At 67.5% G+C, this 19,836-nt stretch carries 16 protein-coding genes and 1 pseudogene; 8 read left to right on the plus strand and 9 right to left on the minus strand.

Annotated elements, in window-relative coordinates:
* Nucleotides 1–147: 147 nt before the first annotated feature.
* Both dacB and ACESL5_RS07515 read left to right on the plus strand, forming a co-directional pair.
* Nucleotides 148–1,590: a D-alanyl-D-alanine carboxypeptidase/D-alanyl-D-alanine-endopeptidase gene (gene dacB / locus ACESL5_RS07510; RefSeq protein WP_372592163.1), complete on the plus strand. Its 1,443-nt coding sequence runs from the start codon at nt 148–150 to the stop codon at nt 1,588–1,590.
* A gap of 148 nt (nt 1,591–1,738) precedes the next feature.
* Entirely contained in the window at nt 1,739–2,236 is a 498-nt protein-coding gene (locus ACESL5_RS07515; RefSeq protein WP_372592164.1) for an Hsp20/alpha crystallin family protein, read from the plus strand.
* A gap of 128 nt (nt 2,237–2,364) precedes the next feature.
* On the opposite strand, the gene tilS is transcribed toward ACESL5_RS07515, so the two are convergent.
* From tilS to pcnB, 6 genes are all read right to left on the minus strand, one after another.
* Nucleotides 2,365–3,723, minus strand: coding sequence for a tRNA lysidine(34) synthetase TilS (gene tilS / locus ACESL5_RS07520; RefSeq protein WP_372592165.1), 1,359 nt, complete (start codon nt 3,721–3,723; stop codon nt 2,365–2,367).
* A gap of 3 nt (nt 3,724–3,726) precedes the next feature.
* Nucleotides 3,727–4,686 (minus strand): acetyl-CoA carboxylase carboxyltransferase subunit alpha, encoded by a 960-nt coding sequence (locus tag ACESL5_RS07525; protein WP_372592166.1) that lies wholly within the window; start codon nt 4,684–4,686, stop codon nt 3,727–3,729.
* 111 nt (nt 4,687–4,797) lie between these two features.
* Nucleotides 4,798–5,667, minus strand: a complete 870-nt coding sequence (panC, locus tag ACESL5_RS07530) for a pantoate--beta-alanine ligase (protein ID WP_372592167.1) — start codon at nt 5,665–5,667, stop codon at nt 4,798–4,800.
* A complete protein-coding gene (gene panB, locus ACESL5_RS07535) occupies nt 5,667–6,449 on the minus strand; it encodes a 3-methyl-2-oxobutanoate hydroxymethyltransferase (protein ID WP_372592168.1) in 783 nt (260 codons plus the stop codon). Before panB ends, panC begins: the two co-directional genes overlap by 1 nt.
* Nucleotides 6,446–7,039, minus strand: a complete 594-nt coding sequence (gene folK, locus ACESL5_RS07540; protein WP_372592169.1) for a 2-amino-4-hydroxy-6-hydroxymethyldihydropteridine diphosphokinase — start codon at nt 7,037–7,039, stop codon at nt 6,446–6,448. The genes panB and folK overlap by 4 nt, the downstream gene beginning before the upstream one ends.
* Nucleotides 7,040–7,066: 27 nt before the next feature.
* Complete coding sequence (gene pcnB, locus ACESL5_RS07545) at nt 7,067–8,422, minus strand: polynucleotide adenylyltransferase PcnB (protein WP_372592170.1); 1,356 nt, start codon at nt 8,420–8,422, stop codon at nt 7,067–7,069.
* Between the two features lie 434 nt (nt 8,423–8,856).
* On the opposite strand from pcnB, the gene ACESL5_RS07550 reads away from it, so the two are divergent.
* From ACESL5_RS07550 to ACESL5_RS07575, 6 genes are read left to right on the plus strand one after another with little or no spacing between them, the layout of a single operon-like run.
* Nucleotides 8,857–11,736 carry a monovalent cation/H+ antiporter subunit A gene (locus ACESL5_RS07550; RefSeq protein WP_372592171.1) on the plus strand — a complete coding sequence of 960 codons (2,880 nt, stop codon included), beginning with the start codon at nt 8,857–8,859 and terminating at the stop codon, nt 11,734–11,736.
* Complete coding sequence (locus ACESL5_RS07555) at nt 11,733–12,104, plus strand: Na+/H+ antiporter subunit C (RefSeq protein ID WP_372592172.1); 372 nt, start codon at nt 11,733–11,735, stop codon at nt 12,102–12,104. Before ACESL5_RS07550 ends, ACESL5_RS07555 begins: the two co-directional genes overlap by 4 nt.
* A complete protein-coding gene (locus tag ACESL5_RS07560) occupies nt 12,101–13,708 on the plus strand; it encodes a monovalent cation/H+ antiporter subunit D (protein WP_372592173.1) in 1,608 nt (535 codons plus the stop codon). The genes ACESL5_RS07555 and ACESL5_RS07560 overlap by 4 nt, the downstream gene beginning before the upstream one ends.
* Nucleotides 13,709–14,245 (plus strand): Na+/H+ antiporter subunit E, encoded by a 537-nt coding sequence (locus ACESL5_RS07565; RefSeq protein WP_372592174.1) that lies wholly within the window; start codon nt 13,709–13,711, stop codon nt 14,243–14,245.
* On the plus strand, nt 14,242–14,514 hold the full coding sequence (locus tag ACESL5_RS07570) for a K+/H+ antiporter subunit F (RefSeq protein ID WP_372592175.1): 273 nt from the start codon (nt 14,242–14,244) through the stop codon (nt 14,512–14,514). The genes ACESL5_RS07565 and ACESL5_RS07570 overlap by 4 nt, the downstream gene beginning before the upstream one ends.
* A 14-nt stretch (nt 14,515–14,528) precedes the next feature.
* A complete protein-coding gene (locus ACESL5_RS07575) occupies nt 14,529–14,852 on the plus strand; it encodes a Na+/H+ antiporter subunit G (RefSeq protein WP_372592176.1) in 324 nt (107 codons plus the stop codon).
* A gap of 228 nt (nt 14,853–15,080) precedes the next feature.
* Here ACESL5_RS07575 and ACESL5_RS07580 read toward each other — a convergent pair whose 3' ends face one another.
* From ACESL5_RS07580 to ACESL5_RS07590, 3 genes and pseudogenes are all read right to left on the minus strand, one after another.
* On the minus strand, nt 15,081–17,318 hold the full coding sequence (locus tag ACESL5_RS07580) for a PAS domain-containing protein (protein WP_372592177.1): 2,238 nt from the start codon (nt 17,316–17,318) through the stop codon (nt 15,081–15,083).
* A 1-nt stretch (nt 17,319) separates the two neighbouring features.
* Entirely contained in the window at nt 17,320–18,723 is a 1,404-nt protein-coding gene (gene gltX / locus ACESL5_RS07585) for a glutamate--tRNA ligase (protein WP_372592178.1), read from the minus strand.
* A gap of 233 nt (nt 18,724–18,956) precedes the next feature.
* Nucleotides 18,957–19,836 (minus strand): annotated as a pseudogene (locus ACESL5_RS07590) (hypothetical protein); the annotation flags it as partial.

Here is a 19,836-nt window from a genome sequence, read left to right on the forward strand (position 1 = left end):
TCTCGCACCGGGATGAAAACCGTGTACCGGCCGTTTTCGGCTGTGGCATGATGACCGGGGCGGATGGCGCCGGCGGCAAGCCGGCGGGCCGCGCCCCTAATACCCTACTACCCTACTACCGTTACCCTCTACGCATACCGACTACCCATGACTACATATCCCACTATCCTCCGCCTCGTCCTGTTCCTGGTCCTGCCGGCCCTCGTGATGACCAGTCACGCGGCACGGGCCGACACGCCACTGCCCTCCAGCGTCAAGTCGGAGCTCGAGCGGCAGAAGCTCGACGCCGGGAGCCTGGGGGTGTGGGTCAAGCCGGTGGACTCCGACACGCCGCTGATCGCCCACCAGGCCGACCGGCTGTTCAACCCCGCCTCGGTGATGAAGCTGGTGACCGCGGTGTCCGCCCTGGACATCCTCGGACCGTCGTTCAAGTGGAAGACGGAAATCCACGCCGACCGGATGCCGGTCAACGGCGTGATCGATGGCAACCTCTACATCAAGGGGTACGGCGACCCGTGGTTCCGCAGCGAGGATCTCTGGGACGTCGTCCGCCGGCTGCGCGAACTGGGCGTGCGCGAGGTCCGCGGCGACGTGATCCTCGACGACTCCTACTTCGCGCCGATCAGCGCCGACCCGGGCGAGTTCGACAACCGCCCGGACCGCGTCTACAACGCCCTGCCCAACGCCCTGCTGCTGGACAACCGGGCCGTGCGGATCGCCATCTCCCCGCAAGGCGAGCCCGATTCGGCGGTCACCACCTGGCCACCCAACCCGCAACTCGCGCTGAGCAACAGCCTCGACCTGGTCGATCAGCCCTGCCGCAACAACACCAACCAGCCGGTGATCGATATCCGCAACCCGGTGGAGGCCACCGCCGAAATCCAGGTACGCGGCACCGTTTCGCGCCAGTGCTCGCCGCACCTGTACTACCGCGTGGCCGGCGATCCGCACGATGCACTGTTCCATGCCTTCAAGTCACTGTTCGAATCCGCCGGCGGGACCGTCACCGGCAACTGGCGTCACGGACTGCTCCAGACCGGGGCGAAGAAACTGGTCAGCCACGAGTCCCGCTCGCTGACCAATTACCTGTGGCTGATGAACAAGTGGTCCAACAACGTCATGGCGCGGCAGATCCTGCTGACGATGGCCGCGGAGATCGAGGGCACACCGGCCACCGAACTCAAGGCCCAGCGGGTGATCGATCGCTGGGCGGCCGATCGCGGGCTGGACTGGGACGGCGCGGTGGTCGAGAACGGCTCGGGCCTCTCGCGCGTCGCGCGGCTCACGCCGCGCCAGATCGGTGACATGCTGGAGTCGGCCTGGAAAAGCCCCTACATGGCCGAAGTGATGGCCAGCCTGCCGATGTCCGGCATCGACGGCACCATGCGCAAACGCCTGTCCGACATGCGCGGTCACGCCCACATCAAGACCGGCACGCTGCGCGACGTGCGCGCTGGAGCCGGCTACCTGCTCTCGAAATCCGGTCGGCGCTACGTGGTGGTAATGCTCCACAACGAGCAGGGCGTGCAGCACGGTGGCGGCACCCGGGTGCAGGATGCCCTGATGACCTGGCTGTACCAGAACGGCTGACCGACGAACCGCCCGTCGAACGCTTCATCCCGTCGGGGGCGAAGCGCCCCGCCTCGAGGCATCGCCCGGGTGGCGGCACAAGTCCTTGAATACCGATGACTCCCCTCCCATGTTTCCTGTATCGGGAACCGGTAGAGGAGGTATCGACATGGCGAGACTTGACCAGCTCAGAGAGGGCTTCCAGCGGACGTGGACATCGATCAGCGAGGGCTGGTCGCGGCTCACCGACGCTGCCGGTCAGGCCATCACGCGCTTCACGCCGGGGCGTCACGAGTCTGGCGAAGGAAACCGTGACCTGGCCCGGCGCAACGTCGGCTGGGGATTGCTGCCCGTCGAGGTGTTCGATCAGGGCGAGCGCATCGAGGTGCGACTGGAGGCGCCGGGACTCGACCGGGACGACATCGAGGTGGAGGTGATCGACGACCAGTTGCGCATCGCCGGCGAGAAACGCATCGAGCGGGAACACCGCGATGGCGACTACCACGTCGCCGAATGCGCCTACGGTCGCTTCGCCCGCCTGATTCCCCTGCCGGCACCGGTCAAGGCCGACTCCGCCCGAGCCCGCTATCGCAACGGGGTGCTGGACGTGACGCTGGAGAAGAGCGATGGCCATCGTCGCCGTCGCATCGAGGTACAGTCACGCTGAAGGCCACACCCGGCGGCGGACCTTCTGACCGGGAAGAACTGAAGATCGCGGATCCGGCCCGTGGGAGAGCCCCGGTCGGCCTCACCTCCCCTTCCGGGTTGGCCCGTCACTCCATCAGGCTGTCCCCGTCATCGGACGTCGAGCCACCATCCCGAGCAGGCTTCCCGCGGGCGGAAGGCCACGTCCACCCACCACTGGCCGGCCACGTGCACGGCCGCCAGTCGACCGTCGATCTCGATCCCTGCCGCCGCTGCCCGCTCCCAGGGCGGAATGCCCGCTTCCTGGAAACGGTTCTTCAGGCGACGCGACGGTCGCTCCGACGTCTCGCGGATCCGGTCGCGATTGCTCACGGGCCGAACGCGCCACACCAACCCCTCGGACGCCATGTCCCCCAGGATTGCGGGTTGATCGGCATCGGCCGGCTCGCGGCACAAGCGTCGGCCGCCACCCAGGTCGAGGCATTTTTCGCTCGCCGGCCAGGGTTGGTCGGAGACGCTCGCCGGCACGGATTCCAGCCGGTAGAGACGCTGCCCCCAGCGGCGCAACTGCCCACCGGGCCAGTCAAGGCGGGGCTGGCGATCGTCGGCGGCGTGTCTCACCTGCTCCAACCACTCGGCCAGCCGGGAAGCCGGTGGCGGCAAGGCGCCCTGCGCGGCTAGCCACTGGCGGACGACGTTGAGCTGACGACGGGGTGACCGGTCGGCGAGAGGCGGCCAATCGAGCGTGGGCCGGTCGAGCGGCTGGCCCGCATCTTCCTCGGCCATCTCGCGCAGCAGCAGCTGTTCCTCGGCCAACCGGGCGGCACTGGCGTCGATGCGGCTCACGGCATCGGGCCAGAACCGTTGCAGCTCGGGGAGGATGCGGTGGCGCAGGAAATTGCGGGCGAAGCCGGGATCGTCGTTGCTGGGGTCGTCAATCCAGGAAAGGCCGCTCTCGGCGGCCAGTGCCTCCAGCCGCTCCCGCGGCCAGTCGAGGAACGGCCGCCAGTGGGCAAATGACCCCCGTGGACGCCACGGCGACATGCCGGCAAGACCGCGACCGCCCGAGCCCCGCATGAGAGCCAGCAGCACGGTCTCGGCCTGGTCTTCGGCGTGATGGGCGGTGACCAGCACCGGGGGGTGGGCCGGCGACTGTTCTGCCGCCGCCTGGAGCGCGGCATCCAGGGCGGCATAACGGGCCCGCCGGGCGGCGGCTTCCAGCGAACCGCGACCCTTGCCTTTCCGCCCGCGGGCGACCTCGACGCGGCGGACCTGCACGGGTACGCCGAGGGCCTCGGCCTGCCCGCGGGCCCGGTAGGCCCAGTCGGCGGAAGCCGCGTGCAGCCCGTGGTCGACGTGGATCACGGACAGCCGGGCGAAATGCCCCTCGGCGAGCCAGCGTTTCAGGCAGACCAGCGCGCCGAGAGAATCGCGACCACCGGAACTGGCCAACAGGACATGGCTGTCAGGTGACGGCCCGGACGCGCATGCCGACGCACCGGACGCCATGAGCTACTTCTCGACGAACTGGCCGTAGGACATCAGGCGCTCGTAGCGACGCGAGAGCAGCGCCTCGGTCGGGCGGTCCATCTGGGCGTTGACGGCCTTCTTCAGGCTGGCCTTCAGGCTTTTCGCCATGGCCTCGATATCGCGGTGCGCCCCGCCGCAGGGCTCGGGGACGACCTCGTCCACCAGTCCGAGCTCCTTGAGCCGGTCCGCCGTGATGCCCAGGGCCTCGGCGGCCTCGGGCGCCTTCTCGGCGCTCTTGTAGAGGATGGAGGCGCACCCCTCCGGGGAGATGACCGAGTAGGTGCTGTACTGCAGCATCATGACGTGGTCACCGATGCCGATCGCCAGTGCACCGCCGGAACCGCCCTCGCCGACGATGGTGACCACGATCGGGGTCTCCAGATCGGCCATGACGTACAGGTTCCGCGCGATCGCCTCGCTCTGGCCGCGGGCCTCCGCGTCGATGCCCGGGTAGGCCCCCGGCGTGTCGATGAAGGTGAGAATCGGCAGGCCGAACTTCTCCGCCATTTCCATCAGGCGCTTGGCCTTGCGATACCCCTCCGGCCGCGGCATGCCGAAGTTGCGGCGGATCTTTTCCTTGGTGTCACGTCCCTTCTGGTGACCGATGATCATGACCGGCTGACCGTCGAGGCGGGCCATGCCCCCGATGATGGCCGGGTCGTCGCCGAAGGCGCGATCGCCGTGCAGCTCCTGGAAGTCGGTGAAGACGTGCTCGATGTAGTCGGCCAGGTACGGTCGCTGCGGGTGGCGAGCCAGCTGGTTGACCTGCCAGGCGCCGAGGTGGGAGAAGATCGAGCGTGTCAGGTCCGTCGACTTGTGGCGCAGGCGGCTGATCTCGTCGTCGATGTCGAGCCCCTTGTCGTCGTCCATCAGTTGCAGCTCGCGGATCTTGGCCTCGAGTTCGGCGATCGGCTGTTCGAAATCCAGGTAATTCGGGTTCATGAGATATGGCGCTTCTTTTTAGGTATTGGGTATAAGTGGTTCTGAATCTAGCGACTTATTGTGCCGAAAGCGAAGGAATCCCGTAAATCGGCACTGTTCGCCGCCGGCGATTCAGTCCGCGGATTCCTCGGCCTGGGGCGTGTGCACGGCCAGATTGTCGATCAGCCGGACCCGTCCCAGGCGGGCGGCCACCAACAGGCGCCCGTCGGGGACCAGCCGGGTCTGCTCTTCGAAGCGCACCTCGTCGCAGTAGACCAGGTAGTCGACCTCGAAGCCCTGCTGGGCGAGCCAGTGACGGGCCCCGGCCAGGGTCGCCGCGACGGTGTGCCCGCCGGCCAGCGACTCGGCGGCCCGCTTGAGGGCCCGATGCACCGCCGGCGCCTGCCGACGTTGCTCGGCCGTGAGGAATCGGTTGCGAGAGCTGATGGCCAGGCCGTCCGGTTCGCGGTGCGTGGGCTCGATCGCCAGTTGCACGTCGATATCGAGATCGCCGACCAGTCGACGGATCACGGCCACCTGCTGGGCATCCTTCTCGCCGAACACGGCCACCTGCGGGCGCACCAGGTTGAACAGCTTGGTCACCACCGTGGCCACGCCGGTGAAGTGGCCGGGCCGCACCGCCCCTTCGAGCCGGGTGCCGAGAGAGCCGGGATCGACACGGGCAATGTCGTCCTGGCCGTGCGGGTACAGCACGGTCTCGGTGGGCAGGAAGACCGCATCCACCCCCGCCTTCTCCAGCGCGGCGATGTCGTCGTCCTCGGTACGGGGGTAGCGGGCCAGGTCCTCGGGGTCCTCGAACTGCAGCGGGTTGACGAACACGCTGGCGATCACCGCGTCCGCCCGCCGACGGGCATTGTCGATCAGCGCCATGTGGCCGGCATGCAGGTTGCCCATCGTGGGCACGAAGCCCACTCTCTTTCCCTCGCCTTCCCTGGCCTCGCGCCAGGCGCGTAGCGCCTGTATGTCGCGCAGTATCTCCATCAGAAACTCTCGTCCTCGGTGGGGAATCGTCGTGCCTTGACCGCCTCGACGTAGGCAGCGAACGCTGCCGGGATCGAGCCGGCCTCCTTCATGAAGTCGCGTACGAAGCGCGGCGGGCGCTCGCCGAGCCCCAGCATGTCGTGCATGACCAGCACCTGGCCGTCGGTATCCACCCCGGCGCCGATGCCGATCACCGGCACCTCCACGGCCCGGGCGATCGCCGCACCCAGCTCACGGGGCACGCATTCGACCACCAGCAGATCCACGCCGGCGCGCTCCAGCGCCCGGGCGTCGTCGAGGATCCGCCGGGCATCTTCCTCGCCGCGTCCCTGCACGCGGTAACCACCCAGCTTTCGCACCCGCTGGGGCAGCAGGCCGACATGACCGCAGACGGGCACCCCGGCGGTCGTCAGCGCCTCGATGACGGCGGCCTTCTCCGCCCCGCCCTCGAGCTTGACCATGTCCGCCCCGCCTTCCTGCATGAGGGTGGCGGCACTCACCAGTGCCTGATCCGGCGTGGCGTCGGCGAGAAAGGGCATGTCGGCGATCACCAGCGTCTCGGGCGCGCCACGGCGAACCATCGCGGTGTGATAGGCGACTTCCTCGACGGTCACGGCCAGCGTGTCGCGGCGGCCCTGAACCACCATGCCCAGCGAGTCACCCACCAGGAACGCGTCCACCCCGGCGGCGTCGGCCGCCCGGGCGAGACCGGCCTCGTAGGCAGTGAGAACGGCGATCGGTTCGCGCTCGGCCTTGGCGGCCCGGATCTGGGCTAGATTCATGATGGCCTCCGTGAGGGTCTGGGCGCTTCGTCATCGGGACGGGCGGTTGCTCCGGCCTGCCCCTGTTTTCCTCCGGCCGACTCGCCAGCGCGACCCCAGTTCACCGGACGGATGTAGCGCAGCGGGTGATCCGCCACGGCGTCGAGCAAATCGACCAGCCGACGACCGTCCGGCAGGGTCGCCTCGGGGCGAATCTCGAGCCACGGGGCCAAAACGAAATGCCGGTTGGGTATTTCCGGGTGCGGAATCGTCAGCGTGGCGGTATGCAACTCCCGGTTCCCGAACGCCAGGATGTCCAGGTCGAGCATCCGCTCGCCCCAGTGACGGGTGAACGAGCGGCCGGCGGCCTGTTCCAGCCCCTTGAGCGCCCGCAGGAGCGCCTCCGGACCCAGAGAGGTCTCGATCTCGGCCACGGCGTTGACGTAGTCCGGCTGGTCCTGCGGACCGATCGGCGGATTGGCGTACAGCCCCGAGACGGCCACGACTCGGCACAGCGGCAGACTGTCGATGGCCTCGATCGCCCGCTCGATCTGGTCGATGGGGTTGCCCAGGTTGCTACCCAGGCCGATGGTCGCGGTTTCCCGAATCATGGCTCGCGCGCCTCTTCCCGGACGCCGCTAGTCGTTGGCGGGCCGTCGGGCGCCGGCCGGCTTGCGGCGGCGTGGCCGGCGACGGGGACGCTTCTTGCCGAAGTCGGACGGCTTGAGGGCCTCGACCATCGGCTCGTGCCGTTCGCTGCGCTCGGGCGCATAACGACGCCAGGACTCGCAGACGGACGCATCCACCTCCGAGGTGGTCGAGCGCAGGCAGAGAAAGTCCACCGCCGCACGGAACCACGGCGCGTGCATCAGTGCCTGCTGGTCTTCGCTCAGCTCGCTCTCCGACGACTTCCCGCCCTTGGCATCGCCCGACGGGGCCAGCCGTTCGAGATCCGCCTGGAGCATCCAGATGGCGCGGATGATTTCGGCCAGTCGACGCGGAATCATCAGCTTGCGTGCCGCGATGGCCAGCACCTCGTCGGCGGCGAGCACCATGGCGTCCTCGGCGGGAACGCGCTGCTGCAGCCAGCGGAGGCGATGACGGCCGAGCATGCGCCAGAACAGGCCGGCGAAGAGGAAGGCGGGATTGACCGGCAGGTCCCTGGTGACGCGATCGTCCGTCGCCTTGAGCACCTGCTCGACCAGCGGCCAGTCGCTGGCCGGGTCGAGGGGGTCGATCCAGGTCGCCAGGCCGTCGAAGAGGTGTTCGAGAAGGCCCAGCCGACGCAGTTCGAGGAAGGTCTGGCGACCCGCGCCGCCCTGCATCAGCTTGACGGTCTCGTCGAACAGCCGGGCCGGGGAGATGGCGTCGAGGGTCTCGCGGCAGTGCGCGATCGCCCGTTCGCTGTCCTCGGTCAGGTGGAAACCGAGCTTGGCCGCGAAGCGCGCGGCGCGCAGCATGCGTACCGGGTCCTCGCGGTAGCGGGACTCCGGCTCGCCGATCACGCGCAACCGGCCACCGTGGATGTCCGAGAACCCCTCCACGTAGTCGACCAGTTCGCCGGAGGCGTAGTCGAGGTAGAGCGCGTTGCAGGCGAAGTCGCGGCGCCAGACATCCTGGTCGATGGTGCCGAAGACGTTGTCGCGTGTGATCATGCCGCCGTCGGCACGCTGAACCTCGCTGGCATCGCCGCCGCGGAAAGTGGTGACCTCGATCACCTCGTTGCGGAACACCACGTGAACGATCTTGAAACGCCGACCGATGATCCGCGCGCGCTTGAAAAGCCGCTTGACCTCTTCCGGTCGGGCATCGGTGACGACGTCGAAATCCTTGGGGCTGCGACCGCGCAGCAGGTCACGCACGCAGCCACCCACGGCGTAGGCCTCGTAGCCGCCCTCGTGCAGCTTTTCCAGGACGAAGCGGGCATTTTCGCTCAGGTCGGCCAGCGAGATGCCGTGGCTCTCAGCGGGTATACGGGTATGTGAAGGTGTCACGTTTTCTGACAAAACAGTCTGCCATTGCTAGCCGTGGCAGGGCGCAGGCCGGGAATGAAGCGCCGTCGGCGCGCCCGGGGCGGCCACGGGTTACGGTTAAAAGTAGTCAGTCTACCATCTTGCCGCAGCTACGTAGTCAACCACGCTCGAGGGCACCCGCCGAGGATGTCGGGTACCCGCCAGCGGGATGCGGCCGCACCACCGGAAGGGCGCTCGCGAACGGCAATTCCTGCCGCCCGAGGCGGCGCTCGCGCAGGCACGCACGGTTAACATGTATCGCAAGCACCCGATCGCGCCAAAACGCCCGCCGGTGGCGGGTCGGACGCGCCGTATCTCGCGGTCCTATGCTAGGATTTCCGGCCAGTTGCGCCGTTTTCCGGACCCGTGCCATGCACGCCCCGGAACGATCCATATCCGCTTGAAGGACGGTATCCGTGAAAGCCATCGAGCTATTGGCCGTTGTCGTATTGCTGCCATTCCTGGCCGCCCCGGTAGCCGCGTGGAGCTCCCGCTTCAATCGCCATGCCGCCGCGTGGGTCGCAGGTGCCGCCACCGCGCTCTCGCTCGCGATCTTCGTCTGGATCTGCTTTGTCCAGGGCAGCGCGATGCCGGTGGCCACCTCGCACGCCTGGATCGAGTCGGTGGGGCTGTCGTTCGGCTTCCGCCTCGACGGGCTGTCACTGCTGTTCGCCGGGCTGATCCTGGTCATCGGCCTGCTGATCGTCATCTACGCCCGCTACTACCTCTCGCCCAAGGACTGCATGGGGAGGTTCTTCGCCTACCTGCTGATGTTCATGGGCGCCATGCTGGGCGTGGTGCTGTCCGAGAACATGATCAACCTGGTCATCTTCTGGGAGCTGACGTCACTCGCCTCCTTCCTGCTGATCAGCTACTGGCAGCACCGCAAGGAGGCCCGCTACGGCGCGCGCCTGGCGCTGGCCATCACCGGTGCGGGCGGATTGGCGCTGCTCGGCGGGGTGCTGATCCTCGGCCACATCGTCGGATCCTATGAACTGACCGACGTGCTGGCCTCGGGCGAGCTGATCAAGAACCACGAGCTCTACGCACCGGCACTGATCCTGATCCTGCTGGGCGTGTTCACCAAGTCCGCCCAGTTCCCGTTCCACTTCTGGCTGCCCAACGCCATGGCGGCCCCGACGCCGGTGTCGGCCTACCTGCACTCGGCGACGATGGTGAAGGCCGGCATCTTCCTGCTGGCCCGCTTCTTTCCGGCACTGGCCGGCACCGAGCTGTGGGTCATCATCGTCTCGACCGCAGGCCTGATCACCTTCCTGCTCGGCGCCTACACTGCCCTGTTCCGGCATGACCTGAAGGGGCTGCTGGCCTACTCGACCATCAGTCACCTCGGCCTGATCACGCTGCTGTTCGGCTTCGGCACGCCGCTGGCCGCCGTCGCGGGCATCTTCCACATCATCAACCACGCCACCTTCAAGGCGAGCCTGTTCATGGTCGCCGGCATCGTCGACCACGAGACCGGCACCCGCGACATGCGCCGCCTGGGCGGGCTGATCAAGTACATGCCGCACACCGCCGCTCTGGGCATGATCGCGGCGATGGCGATGGCCGGGGTGCCGTTGTTCAACGGCTTCCTCTCCAAGGAAATGTTCTTCACCGAGTCGGTACGTGCAGCGGGCGATCTCGGCCCGGTGTGGCTGCTGCCGATCCTGGTGTCGCTGGGCGGGCTGCTGTCGGTGGCCTATTCCCTGCGCTTCGTGCACGACACCTTCTTCGGCAAGCCCGACGGCGACCTGCCGAAGACACCGCACGAGCCACCCGGCATGATGAAGCGCCCCGTCGACCTGCTGGTGGTGCTGTGTCTCGCCGTGGGCATTCTCCCGGCGCTGGTGGTCGGCCCGCTGCTTCACGTGGCGGTGACGGGGGTCCTGCAGGCCGAACCGCCCTACTACAGCCTGTCGCTGTGGCATGGGCTCAACCTGCCGCTGCTGATGAGTGCCGTCGCGCTGATCGGAGGCGTGGCGCTCTACCTGGTTCGCCGCCCCATCTTCCGCTGGCATGCGCGTTCGATGGCGCACCTCGACGCACGCGTCGTCTACAACCGCCTCATGGAGCTGCTGATGCGCAGCGGGGCCGGCCTGACCGGGCTAGTGGACAACGGCCGGCTCGGGCGCATCGTGATCATGACGGTGGTCTTCGCACTGATCGCGGGGCTGGTGGGCTACTTCCACACCGCGGGGCTGCCCGAGGTCCGGGCGGCGCTCGACCGGACGATGGACGGTGACCCGGGCGACTGGGTCACCTGGCTGGGCATCGCCCTGATCATCCTGATGACACTGGTCACCGTGATCGGGCATCGCCAGCGCCTGTTCGCGCTGATAAGCATGAGCGTGGTCGGCCTGGGCGTGGCCATGCTGTTTGCCCGCTTCTCCGCCCCGGACCTGGCCATGACCCAGCTCTCTGTCGAGGTGGTGACAATGATCCTGCTCCTGCTGGCGCTGTTCTACCTGCCCCAGCAGAGCCGCGCGCTGTCCACGCCGCAACGCCGCTGGCGCGACGGGGGCATCGCCGTGCTGGTCGGGGGCGGCATCACCGCGTTGACCTGGGCGATCATCAGCCGACCGTTCGAGTCGATTTCGGGCTACTTCCTCGATCATGCCGTGCCGGGTGGCGGCGGCCACAACGTGGTCAACGTGATCCTGGTCGACTTCCGGGGCTACGACACCTTCGGCGAGATCACGGTGCTGGCCCTGGCCGCGCTGGGCATCTACGCGATGCTGCACAACCTGTCGCTGCCCTCCTCGAGGCGGGATCCGTTCGGCCGGATCTGGAGCGACGACCCGCATCCGCTGCTGTTGCGGACGTTCACCCAGCTCATCCTTCCGTTGACGCTGCTGTTCGGCTTCTTCGTCTTCCTGCGCGGGCACAACGAACCGGGCGGCGGCTTCATCGCCGGCCTGATCGTGGCCAGTGCCATCGTGGCGCAGTACATGGCCAACGGCATCGAGAACGCCGAGGCCAAGCTGCACCTGCCCAACCACGGCATCATCGGTGTCGGGCTGCTGGTCGCACTGGGCACCGGCCTGGTGTCGATGCTCTTCGGAGTGCCCTTCCTCACCTCGGCTTACACGCATCTCGACCTGCCGGTAATCGGCGACATCGAGATCGCGTCGGCGATTGCCTTTGATCTTGGCGTGTTCCTGGTTGTGCTCGGGTCGACCGTGTTGATCCTGCTCAATCTCGGCCGCCTGACGAAGCACGCGGTAGAGCACCCCGACTACGAATCCATCGAGGCGAACCCCGCAACCGATTCCACCCGCGGGGGGAGAGACGCATGACCAACCTGGCCATTTCCCTGCTGATCGGCGTGCTCACGGGCGCCGGTGTTTACCTGGTCCTGCGGGCCCAGACCTTCCCGGTAGTGCTCGGGCTGACGCTGATGTCCTACGGCGTGAACCTGTTCCTGTTCACCATGGGCCGGCTGCACACGGCCGCCCCGGCGGTGGTCGGCGCCACGGAGCAGTCCGCCGACGCCCTGCCCCAAGCCCTGGTGCTGACCGCGATCGTGATCGCCTTCGCCATGACCGCCTTCGTGATCGTCCTTGCCCTCAAGGCCCGCGCCGCCATGGGCAATGATCACGTCGACGGCATCCATATCCCGCATGCGGACGAGTCTTCGGGCAAGCCGAAGGAGCCCCGGGCATGAGTGCAAACCTGATTTCCCTGCTGGTACTGCTCCCGGTCGCCCTGACGGCCGTCCTCGCGATGACCGGTCGGAAGCATCCCGGCCTGACCCGCACCCTGAACCTGGCCGGTGTCCTGGTACTGCTGGCCGTCAGCGCGGGCCTGCTGATCGCCGGCACCGGGAACACCCCGCAGGTGATCGAGCTGGGTAGCTGGGCCGCGCCCTTCGGCATCGTCTGGGTTTTCGACCGCCTGTCCGGCCTGATGCTGTTGCTGACGTCTATCGTCGCCCTGCTGTCGCTCGTCTACGCCATCCGTCGCGACGAGGACACGGCCGGTCCGCATTTCCACGCCCTGTTCCAGGCACAGCTGTTCGGCCTTAACGGCGCCTTCCTGACCGGCGACCTCTTCAACCTGTTCGTGTTCTTCGAGGTGCTGCTGCTGGCCTCCTACGGCCTGATGCTCCACGGGAGCGGTCGCAGGCGCACCCGGGCCGGGCTGCACTACGTGGTGGTCAACCTGATCGGGTCGACGCTGTTCCTGTTCGCCGTCGGCGCGCTCTACGGCACCGTGGGCAGCCTGAACCTCGCCGACATCACGCTCAAGCTGCCGCACATCGAGCCAGACGCCGTGCCGATCGTGACCACGGCGATCTTCCTGCTGTTCACGGTCTTCCTGATCAAGGGCGCGGCCTTCCCCCTGTACCTCTGGCTTCCCGGCGCCTACGGCTACGCATCCATCCCGGTCGCCGCCCTGTTCGCCATCATGACCAAGGTGGGGCTGTACTCGGTGCTGCGGGTCGACAGCGTGATGCTCTCGGGCAACACCATCGGCGGGATCATCGACACCACCGCGCTGATCGCGCCGTGGCTGCTCTGGCTGGGCCTGATCACGCTTATCGCCGCTGCGCTGGGCGTGGTCGCCGCGACGTTCCTGCGCCGCCAGGTGGCCTACCTGATCATCGCCTCGGTCGGCACCATCCTCATCGCCCTGGGCCTGGCCGTCGGACCGGAGCGCGAGCTGGCGCTGGGCGGGGCGCTGTTCTACTGGATCCATACCACCGTGCTGAGCGCCGGCTTCTTCCTGCTGGCCGGCCTGCTCATGCGCCACCGTCCGGAACAGGGTGACGGCATCGCGCCGGCACCTCCCATGCCACAGGCCATCCTGGTGGGATCGCTGTTCTTTGCCTACGCGATCGCCATGGCCGGCCTGCCGCCGCTGACCGGCTTCTTCGGCAAGGTCATGATCCTCTCGGCGGCGCTGGATAGCCCGCTGCTGGCGCCGGTTTTCGCGGTCGTACTGGTCAGCGGCCTGGTGATGGTCATTGCGCTGGCACGGACCGGCAGCCGGATCTTCTACCAGGGCGAGGCCACGCCGGGACACCCGGCCGACCAGCCCCCAGTCGTATCCAGCCCGCTTCCGGGCATGGGAACGACCATCGCCCCCATGATCGTGGCGGCCCTGATGGTGATCGGCGCCCAGCCCCTGTCGACCTGGCTGGAAGGCACGGCTGCACAGTTGTCGCAATCGGGCGACTACCTGGATGCGGTGATGCCTGACGGCGTGCTCGCCCCGGAGACCGCGCCGGGCAAGTTCGGCAAGGATTACGACGGAGGTCACCACTAGATGAAACGCATCCTGCCGCAACCATTACTGACGCTGGTGCTGCTGGTCGCCTGGCTGCTCATCAACAACAGCATCGCGCCGGGCTCCATCATCATGGGGGCCATCGTCGGGTTGGTGGTTCCCTTGCTGACCCACCGCTTCTGGGAGATCGAGGCCCGGGTGAGTAACCCGCTCGCCCTGGTCGGATACGCGGGCGTGGTGCTGGTCGACATCATCCGGGCGAACTTCGTGGTCGCCCGACAGGTGCTCGGTCCCAATCGCGTGCTGCACTCGCAAATCTTCGAGTTGCCGCTCGACCTGCGCGGCCGGCTGCCGATCAGCGTGCTGGCAGCGACCATCACGCTGACGCCGGGCACGGTCTCCTGCCGCATCAGCCCGGACCAGACGCGCATCTGGGTGCATGCCCTGCATGCCGACGACCTGGAGGCCGAAATCGGCGAGATCAAGCAGCGCTACGAGCGTCGCCTGATGCGCGTCTTCGGCCAGAGCCTGTCGCCGGAATCCGCCACGGCTCCGTCCACGGGGAACGACGCATGATCATCTACATCAGCCTGACCATCGCCCTGATCGTCATCGCCCTCGCGATGGGACTCTGTGCCTGGCGCCTGCTCAAGGGACCCGACGAGGTCGACCGGGTTCTGGCGCTGGACACCCTGTCGATCAACGCCATCGCCCTTCTGGTCGCCCTCGGCATCTGGTTCGAGACGACGATCAACTTCGAGGCTGCGCTCCTGATCGCCGTGCTCGGTTTCATCACCACCGTGGCGCTGAGCAAGTACCTCATTCGCGGCGATATCGTCGAATAGCCGGAGACCCTTACATGCTTGCCGACCTGATCATCAGCTTCCTGATCCTGTTTGGGGCCGCCTTCGTGCTGCTCGGCTCGCTCGGGCTTGCCAAGCTCCCGAGCTTCTTCATGCGCCTGCACGGGCCGACCAAGGCCTCGACCCTCGGGGTGGGCAGCATCCTGCTCGCCTCGGCCGTCTATTTCTCCACCCGTGGCGGGCTGTCCGTCCACGAGATTCTCATTCTCGTGTTCCTGTTCCTTACCGCCCCGATCAGCGCCCTGCTGATGGCGCGGGCGGGTCTTCATCGCCAGCTCAGCGGCGACAACCCGACCCACAAGAACAAGCGCGAGGAATAAGAGGCGGGACGAGGCCCGAATCGCCGGGGCCTCAAACGCGAACACCACGGCGACTGCCGGGCCGTGCCCCGTCTGAACGCCGACGAGCCGGCGCAATGCCGGACATAGCCGCCCTACCCAGTCAAGACATTGCGTCCACTCGGCGGGCAACTTGGGGCCGGACTGGAAAAGGGGGCATGCCTTCACGGCGCGGTATCGGGCTCGTGCCCCCGAACCGCGCGTGAGCGGTCACACCCCTCGATCGAAGATGGTGCAGATGTGGTGCAGGCGCTCAATGGCCGCCAGCACGTCTGGCGTGATCTCGCAGCGGTCCCGGGTGATGTACAACCGCACGCCCACCTGGCCCTCGCCGTCCGCGGCACCATCCGGGAGCACCAGCACGCTGTGTCCCACCGCGTTGATCACGCCCGGTTGCAGCGCCGCCGTGGCCGCCTCTTGACTGGACGCCAGTCCCGAATCGCCGTGGCTCTGCACCCAACGACCCTCCCGGCTGACCAGGACCCGCCCGACTTCGTCCGCCAGCGGGCGCAGCAGCGCCTGGTGCAGGCGAAGCGCTTCCGGCAGAAGCTCCGCCAGACGGGCGACCAGATCGTCATGAACATGCACGCACTCGGTGTCGACCACCAGCGGGATCACGGCGAGGAACGGGCTCTCGGGCTCGTCGGCGAGTCGGTCGTGCCAGCTCCGGCGCGCTTCGGCGGGCAACACCGCGCAGCGGGCCGCAAGGTGGTCAAGTGCCGCGCAAAGGGCCCGACCGTCTCCCGAACGGTATGGGCGCAACATGCCGATCATACGTTCGGGATCACCGGCCTCGTCCCGCAACACCCGCAGGTCGAGCAGCATCGGACCGTGCTCCGGTGCCGCGATCGTGCGCCCTTCGAGCGCGATATGGTCGACGGCCCCCCGGGCGAAGTACCCGGGCAGCGCCGCTTCCGGGTGCCCGGCGACCGGCGACGCGGGGTCAGTGGGCTCGAAAAGCTGGAACAGGGGCTGACCGACGAGGTGATCGCGTGAAGCGCCCAACCAGTCGGCGGCCTGACGATTGGCCGTGATGACATACAGGCGCCGGGGGTCGAGCTCGATCAGGCCAAGTGCCGGCATGTCCAGCCATGCCTGGTGCCAGAAGTCGCGCTCGCGCAGTACGTCCAGGTTGCCCTGGCGGTAGCGGGCCCGCAGGTAACGCCAAAGGAAGACGAGGGCGGCCAACATCCCTACCGTCGACAGGATCGCGGTCAGACCGAGCCACTTTTCCAGTTGCTCGACGGGAGCCAGCACGTCGCGACGATCCTGAAGCACGAGGATCTGCGCGTTCAACCGACCCAGCCGCACCGTGGCGTAGACCCGATCGGTTCCCTCGATACGGGTCACCCCTTCCCCGAAGCCCTCGGCGGAAACCACGGCGGAAATCTCGTCCGTGCCATCCGGTATGTTCTCCCGTGCCGCCGGCTCCGGCGCCAGGGCACCGGAAAGCCCCTGACGGAGGCGGGACACGATGGCCGATGGCGTCTCGCCCACGACGGCGGACTCCTCGACCGGGTCGAGGGTCAGCATCGGCCAAAAGGCCGAGCCCCGGTCCCCGGAGTCGGGCAGATCGATCAGGAGCGTTCGCAGTCCGGCCTCGGAGCGGACGCGAAAGCCCTGCTCGGTGTCATCGATGAGACTCGCGGCATTGAGACGCGTCCAGAACACCAGGGACCACGGGCCGCGGCTGACCTCGGCCCGGTCGACGAACAGGGGCAGGATCCAGAACACATCCACCCCGCCCCGTCCCCGCGTGAACCGGGTGATGATCTGGATATCCGTGGTCACCGCGGCCCGGTCGAAGTGCTCCATGCCGGGGAGATTCAGGCGCGGCGCGGCGGAACGGAGACGCACCGCGCGATCAGGATCCAGCAGGACGAGTGCATCGAACTGGCGCTCCATCCCGGCGGTGAGCAGCTCGTCCGTGAAACCGTCCGTTTCACCCTCGTCGACCCGCTCGATCCATTCACGCAACCAATCCGCGCGCTCCCGGAACGCCCGGACACGTTGATCGCGCTCCTCGACCCAGTTGTCGATCTCGATCGCGCGGATCGCGGCGAGGTTGCTGGTCTCCCGCTGGGCCTTCTCGAGCAGGATGGGGGCGTACTGGCGGGCCGCTACGGCCGCGATGAAGATCTGGATGACGGCGATGGCCACCAGGGCCAGCAGCATCGCGATCAACCAGAAGCGGGCCGCGGACGGATGCCCGTGTCCGAAGTCCACGGCGCCGGGCCGCGAGGCGGTGAGACGGTCGACCAGGACGTAGAGCAGCACCCCGGTGACGAGGACGAAGATCTCGCCGAAGATCAGCCCGGTCGTGGAGATCTCCCAGTGCGCACCGCCCAGGCGGCCCAACAGCCACTGGGTAACCCAGATCCACACGGAAGCCAGCAGCACATAGGCGACCGTGATGGCCAGTGGCAGTCCCAGGCGCCCGGCAAGCATGTCAGGTGCCGATCCTGTCCCGCAGGGCGTTGAGACGCTGGATGCTGCGCACCTTGCCCATCAATTGCAGGATCACCCCGAAGCTGGGCGAAGACGTGTGGCCCAGCAGGGCCAGGCGGAGCACCGGCCCGACCTTGCCGAGCTTGAGGTCGAGCGTCTTGGCCACGCCCTTGACCGCGGCCTCGAGCGTATCGGTGCTTTCCCAGGCCGCGTCGTCCTCCAGCGCCACGCGCAGCGCGTCGACCACCATGGCCGCCGAGGCGTCCAGCTTCTCGAGCGCCTGGGGATCCGGCTCGACCGCGTCCATGTAGAAGGGCCCGGCCTCCTCGGCCATCTCCACCAGGGTATGCACCCGGTCGACATAGGCCGGCACGATGTCTTTCGGCGACGGTCCGCCCTGGTCCGGGTCGATGCCGAGCCGGCCGAGGTGCCAGCGCAGCTCGGCGGCCACGTCCGCCAGCGGCAGCTGGCGCATGTAGTGCTGGTTCAGCCAGCGCAGCTTGTCCGGGTTGATGCTCGAGGCCGAGTGGTTCACGTGGGCCAGGTCGAACAGGGAAATCATCTCGGAACGGCTGAAGATCTCCTCGTCACCGTGAGACCAGCCCAGCCGCACGAGGTAGTTGAGCAGCGCTTCCGGCAGGAAGCCGTCGTGACGGTACTGCATCACGCTGACCGCGCCGTGGCGCTTGGATAGCTTGGCCCCGTCCGGACCGTGGATCATCGGCAGGTGCGCGAACTGCGGCGGCTCGGCGCCCAGAGCGCGGTAGAGGTTGATCTGCCGCGGGGTGTTGTTGAGGTGATCGTCACCTCGCACGACGTGGGTGATTCCCATGTCCATGTCGTCGACGACCACGGTGAGGTTGTAGGTCGGCGTGCCGTCGCCCCGGGCGATGATCAGATCGTCGAGTTCGTCATTCCGGAAGGTTACCCGGCCGCGGATCGCGTCCTCGACCACCACCAGGCCGTCGAACGGGTTCTTGAAGCGCACCACGGGCTTGACGCCCTCCGGCGGCGTGCCGGTGAAGTCACGGTACCGACGGTCATAGCGCGGCTTCTCGCCGCGGGCCATCTGCTGCTCGCGCAGTGCGTCGAGCTCCTCACGGCTGGCATAGCAGTAGTAGGCCTTGCCTTCCGCCAGCAGCCGGTCGATGACTTCCTTGTACCGGGGCATCCTTTCGGTCTGGTAGAACGGGCCCTCGTCGTATTCCAGCCCCAGCCAGGTCATGCCCTCGAGGATCGCGTTGATCGATTCCGGCGTCGAACGCTCGCGGTCCGTGTCCTCGACGCGCAGCACGAACTGCCCGCCGTGCTTGCGGGCGAACAGGTAGCTGAACAGGGCCGTGCGGGCGCCACCGATGTGCAGGAAACCGGTCGGGGACGGGGCGAAGCGTGTGCGGACGGTCATCGAAACCTCGTGGAACAGGATTGCGTTGGCACTGGGTCACGGGCCGGCAGGGAGGGGCCGGCCCGGCGGCAAAACCGTCATTATAGAGGCTTGGAAACCTCGGCACGAATGCGAGTGCATCTCCGGCCTGGATAGCCCTCTGCCGGAACGGCGTCAGCTCGCCGGCGCATCAGCTACTCACTCGAGATGTCACATGACGAGCGCCGCGCGCCAACTCTTTCGCACAAGCCGCACTAGACCACTTGCTCAGCCGCTTGCGGACAAGGCAGCGCCACATCGTATTTGCTCCTGAACCGGGTCGAGGCGATCGCCTCTGCCGGCAGTGCATTCCCCCTGATCCGCATTACCACGACGCCGTCCCGGTATGCCTCGCAGAATGCCGCCACCTTCCCCTCGCTTCCGAGCACCCGGATGTCATCCGTCAGCCGCCCGTGGAAATCGTATTCCGCCCGGTACTTGCCGATGAACCCCAGCGTGCGCCCCTCGGCCTGCAGTTCGCCCAGTTCCCGGGCAAAGGATTGGAGATCGAATGCCGGGCGCAGGGGCTGGAATGCCAGATGAAGCAGCAGCAACGCGAGGATCGTCGCAACGGTCACGTGGGGCACCTGGATCTCGACCGGACGCCGACGCCAGAGGGTCGAGCCGACAAACAGCAGGGTCACTCCGACCAGCACAACGGTCGTTACGGGGACCAGCGAGGCCAGCTCGCTGCCCGAACCCCGTGCCAGCAGCACGATGACCACAGCCAGCAGCCCCCACATCCCGGCTACCCAACGCGCCCCGAGCTTCAGGTCCTTTTCTGCATGCCGCGCCAGCCATAGCGAAAGCAGCAGTGCCAGCGCCGGAAGCACCGGCAGAAGGTAGTGAGGCTGCTTGCCCGACGCGCTCGAGAGCAGCAGCAAGGGCAGGAGGACCCAGGCCAGCGCCAGCCAGAACAGGCGGGAATGGCGCCGGAAGACACCGGGTGCATGCCGCCGGATCCACCGCGGCCACGAGCGGGCGGCCCACAGTGCCGCCGATGCGGGCACCAGCAGCCACGGCAGCGTCAGCAGCGGCAGGTACAGCAGGTAGTAGTAGAACGGTTCGGCGTGGTCGAACGCCTCGACGGTGCGG

Source organism: Guyparkeria sp., from assembly GCF_041687595.1.
Taxonomy (GTDB): domain Bacteria; phylum Pseudomonadota; class Gammaproteobacteria; order Halothiobacillales; family Halothiobacillaceae; genus Guyparkeria.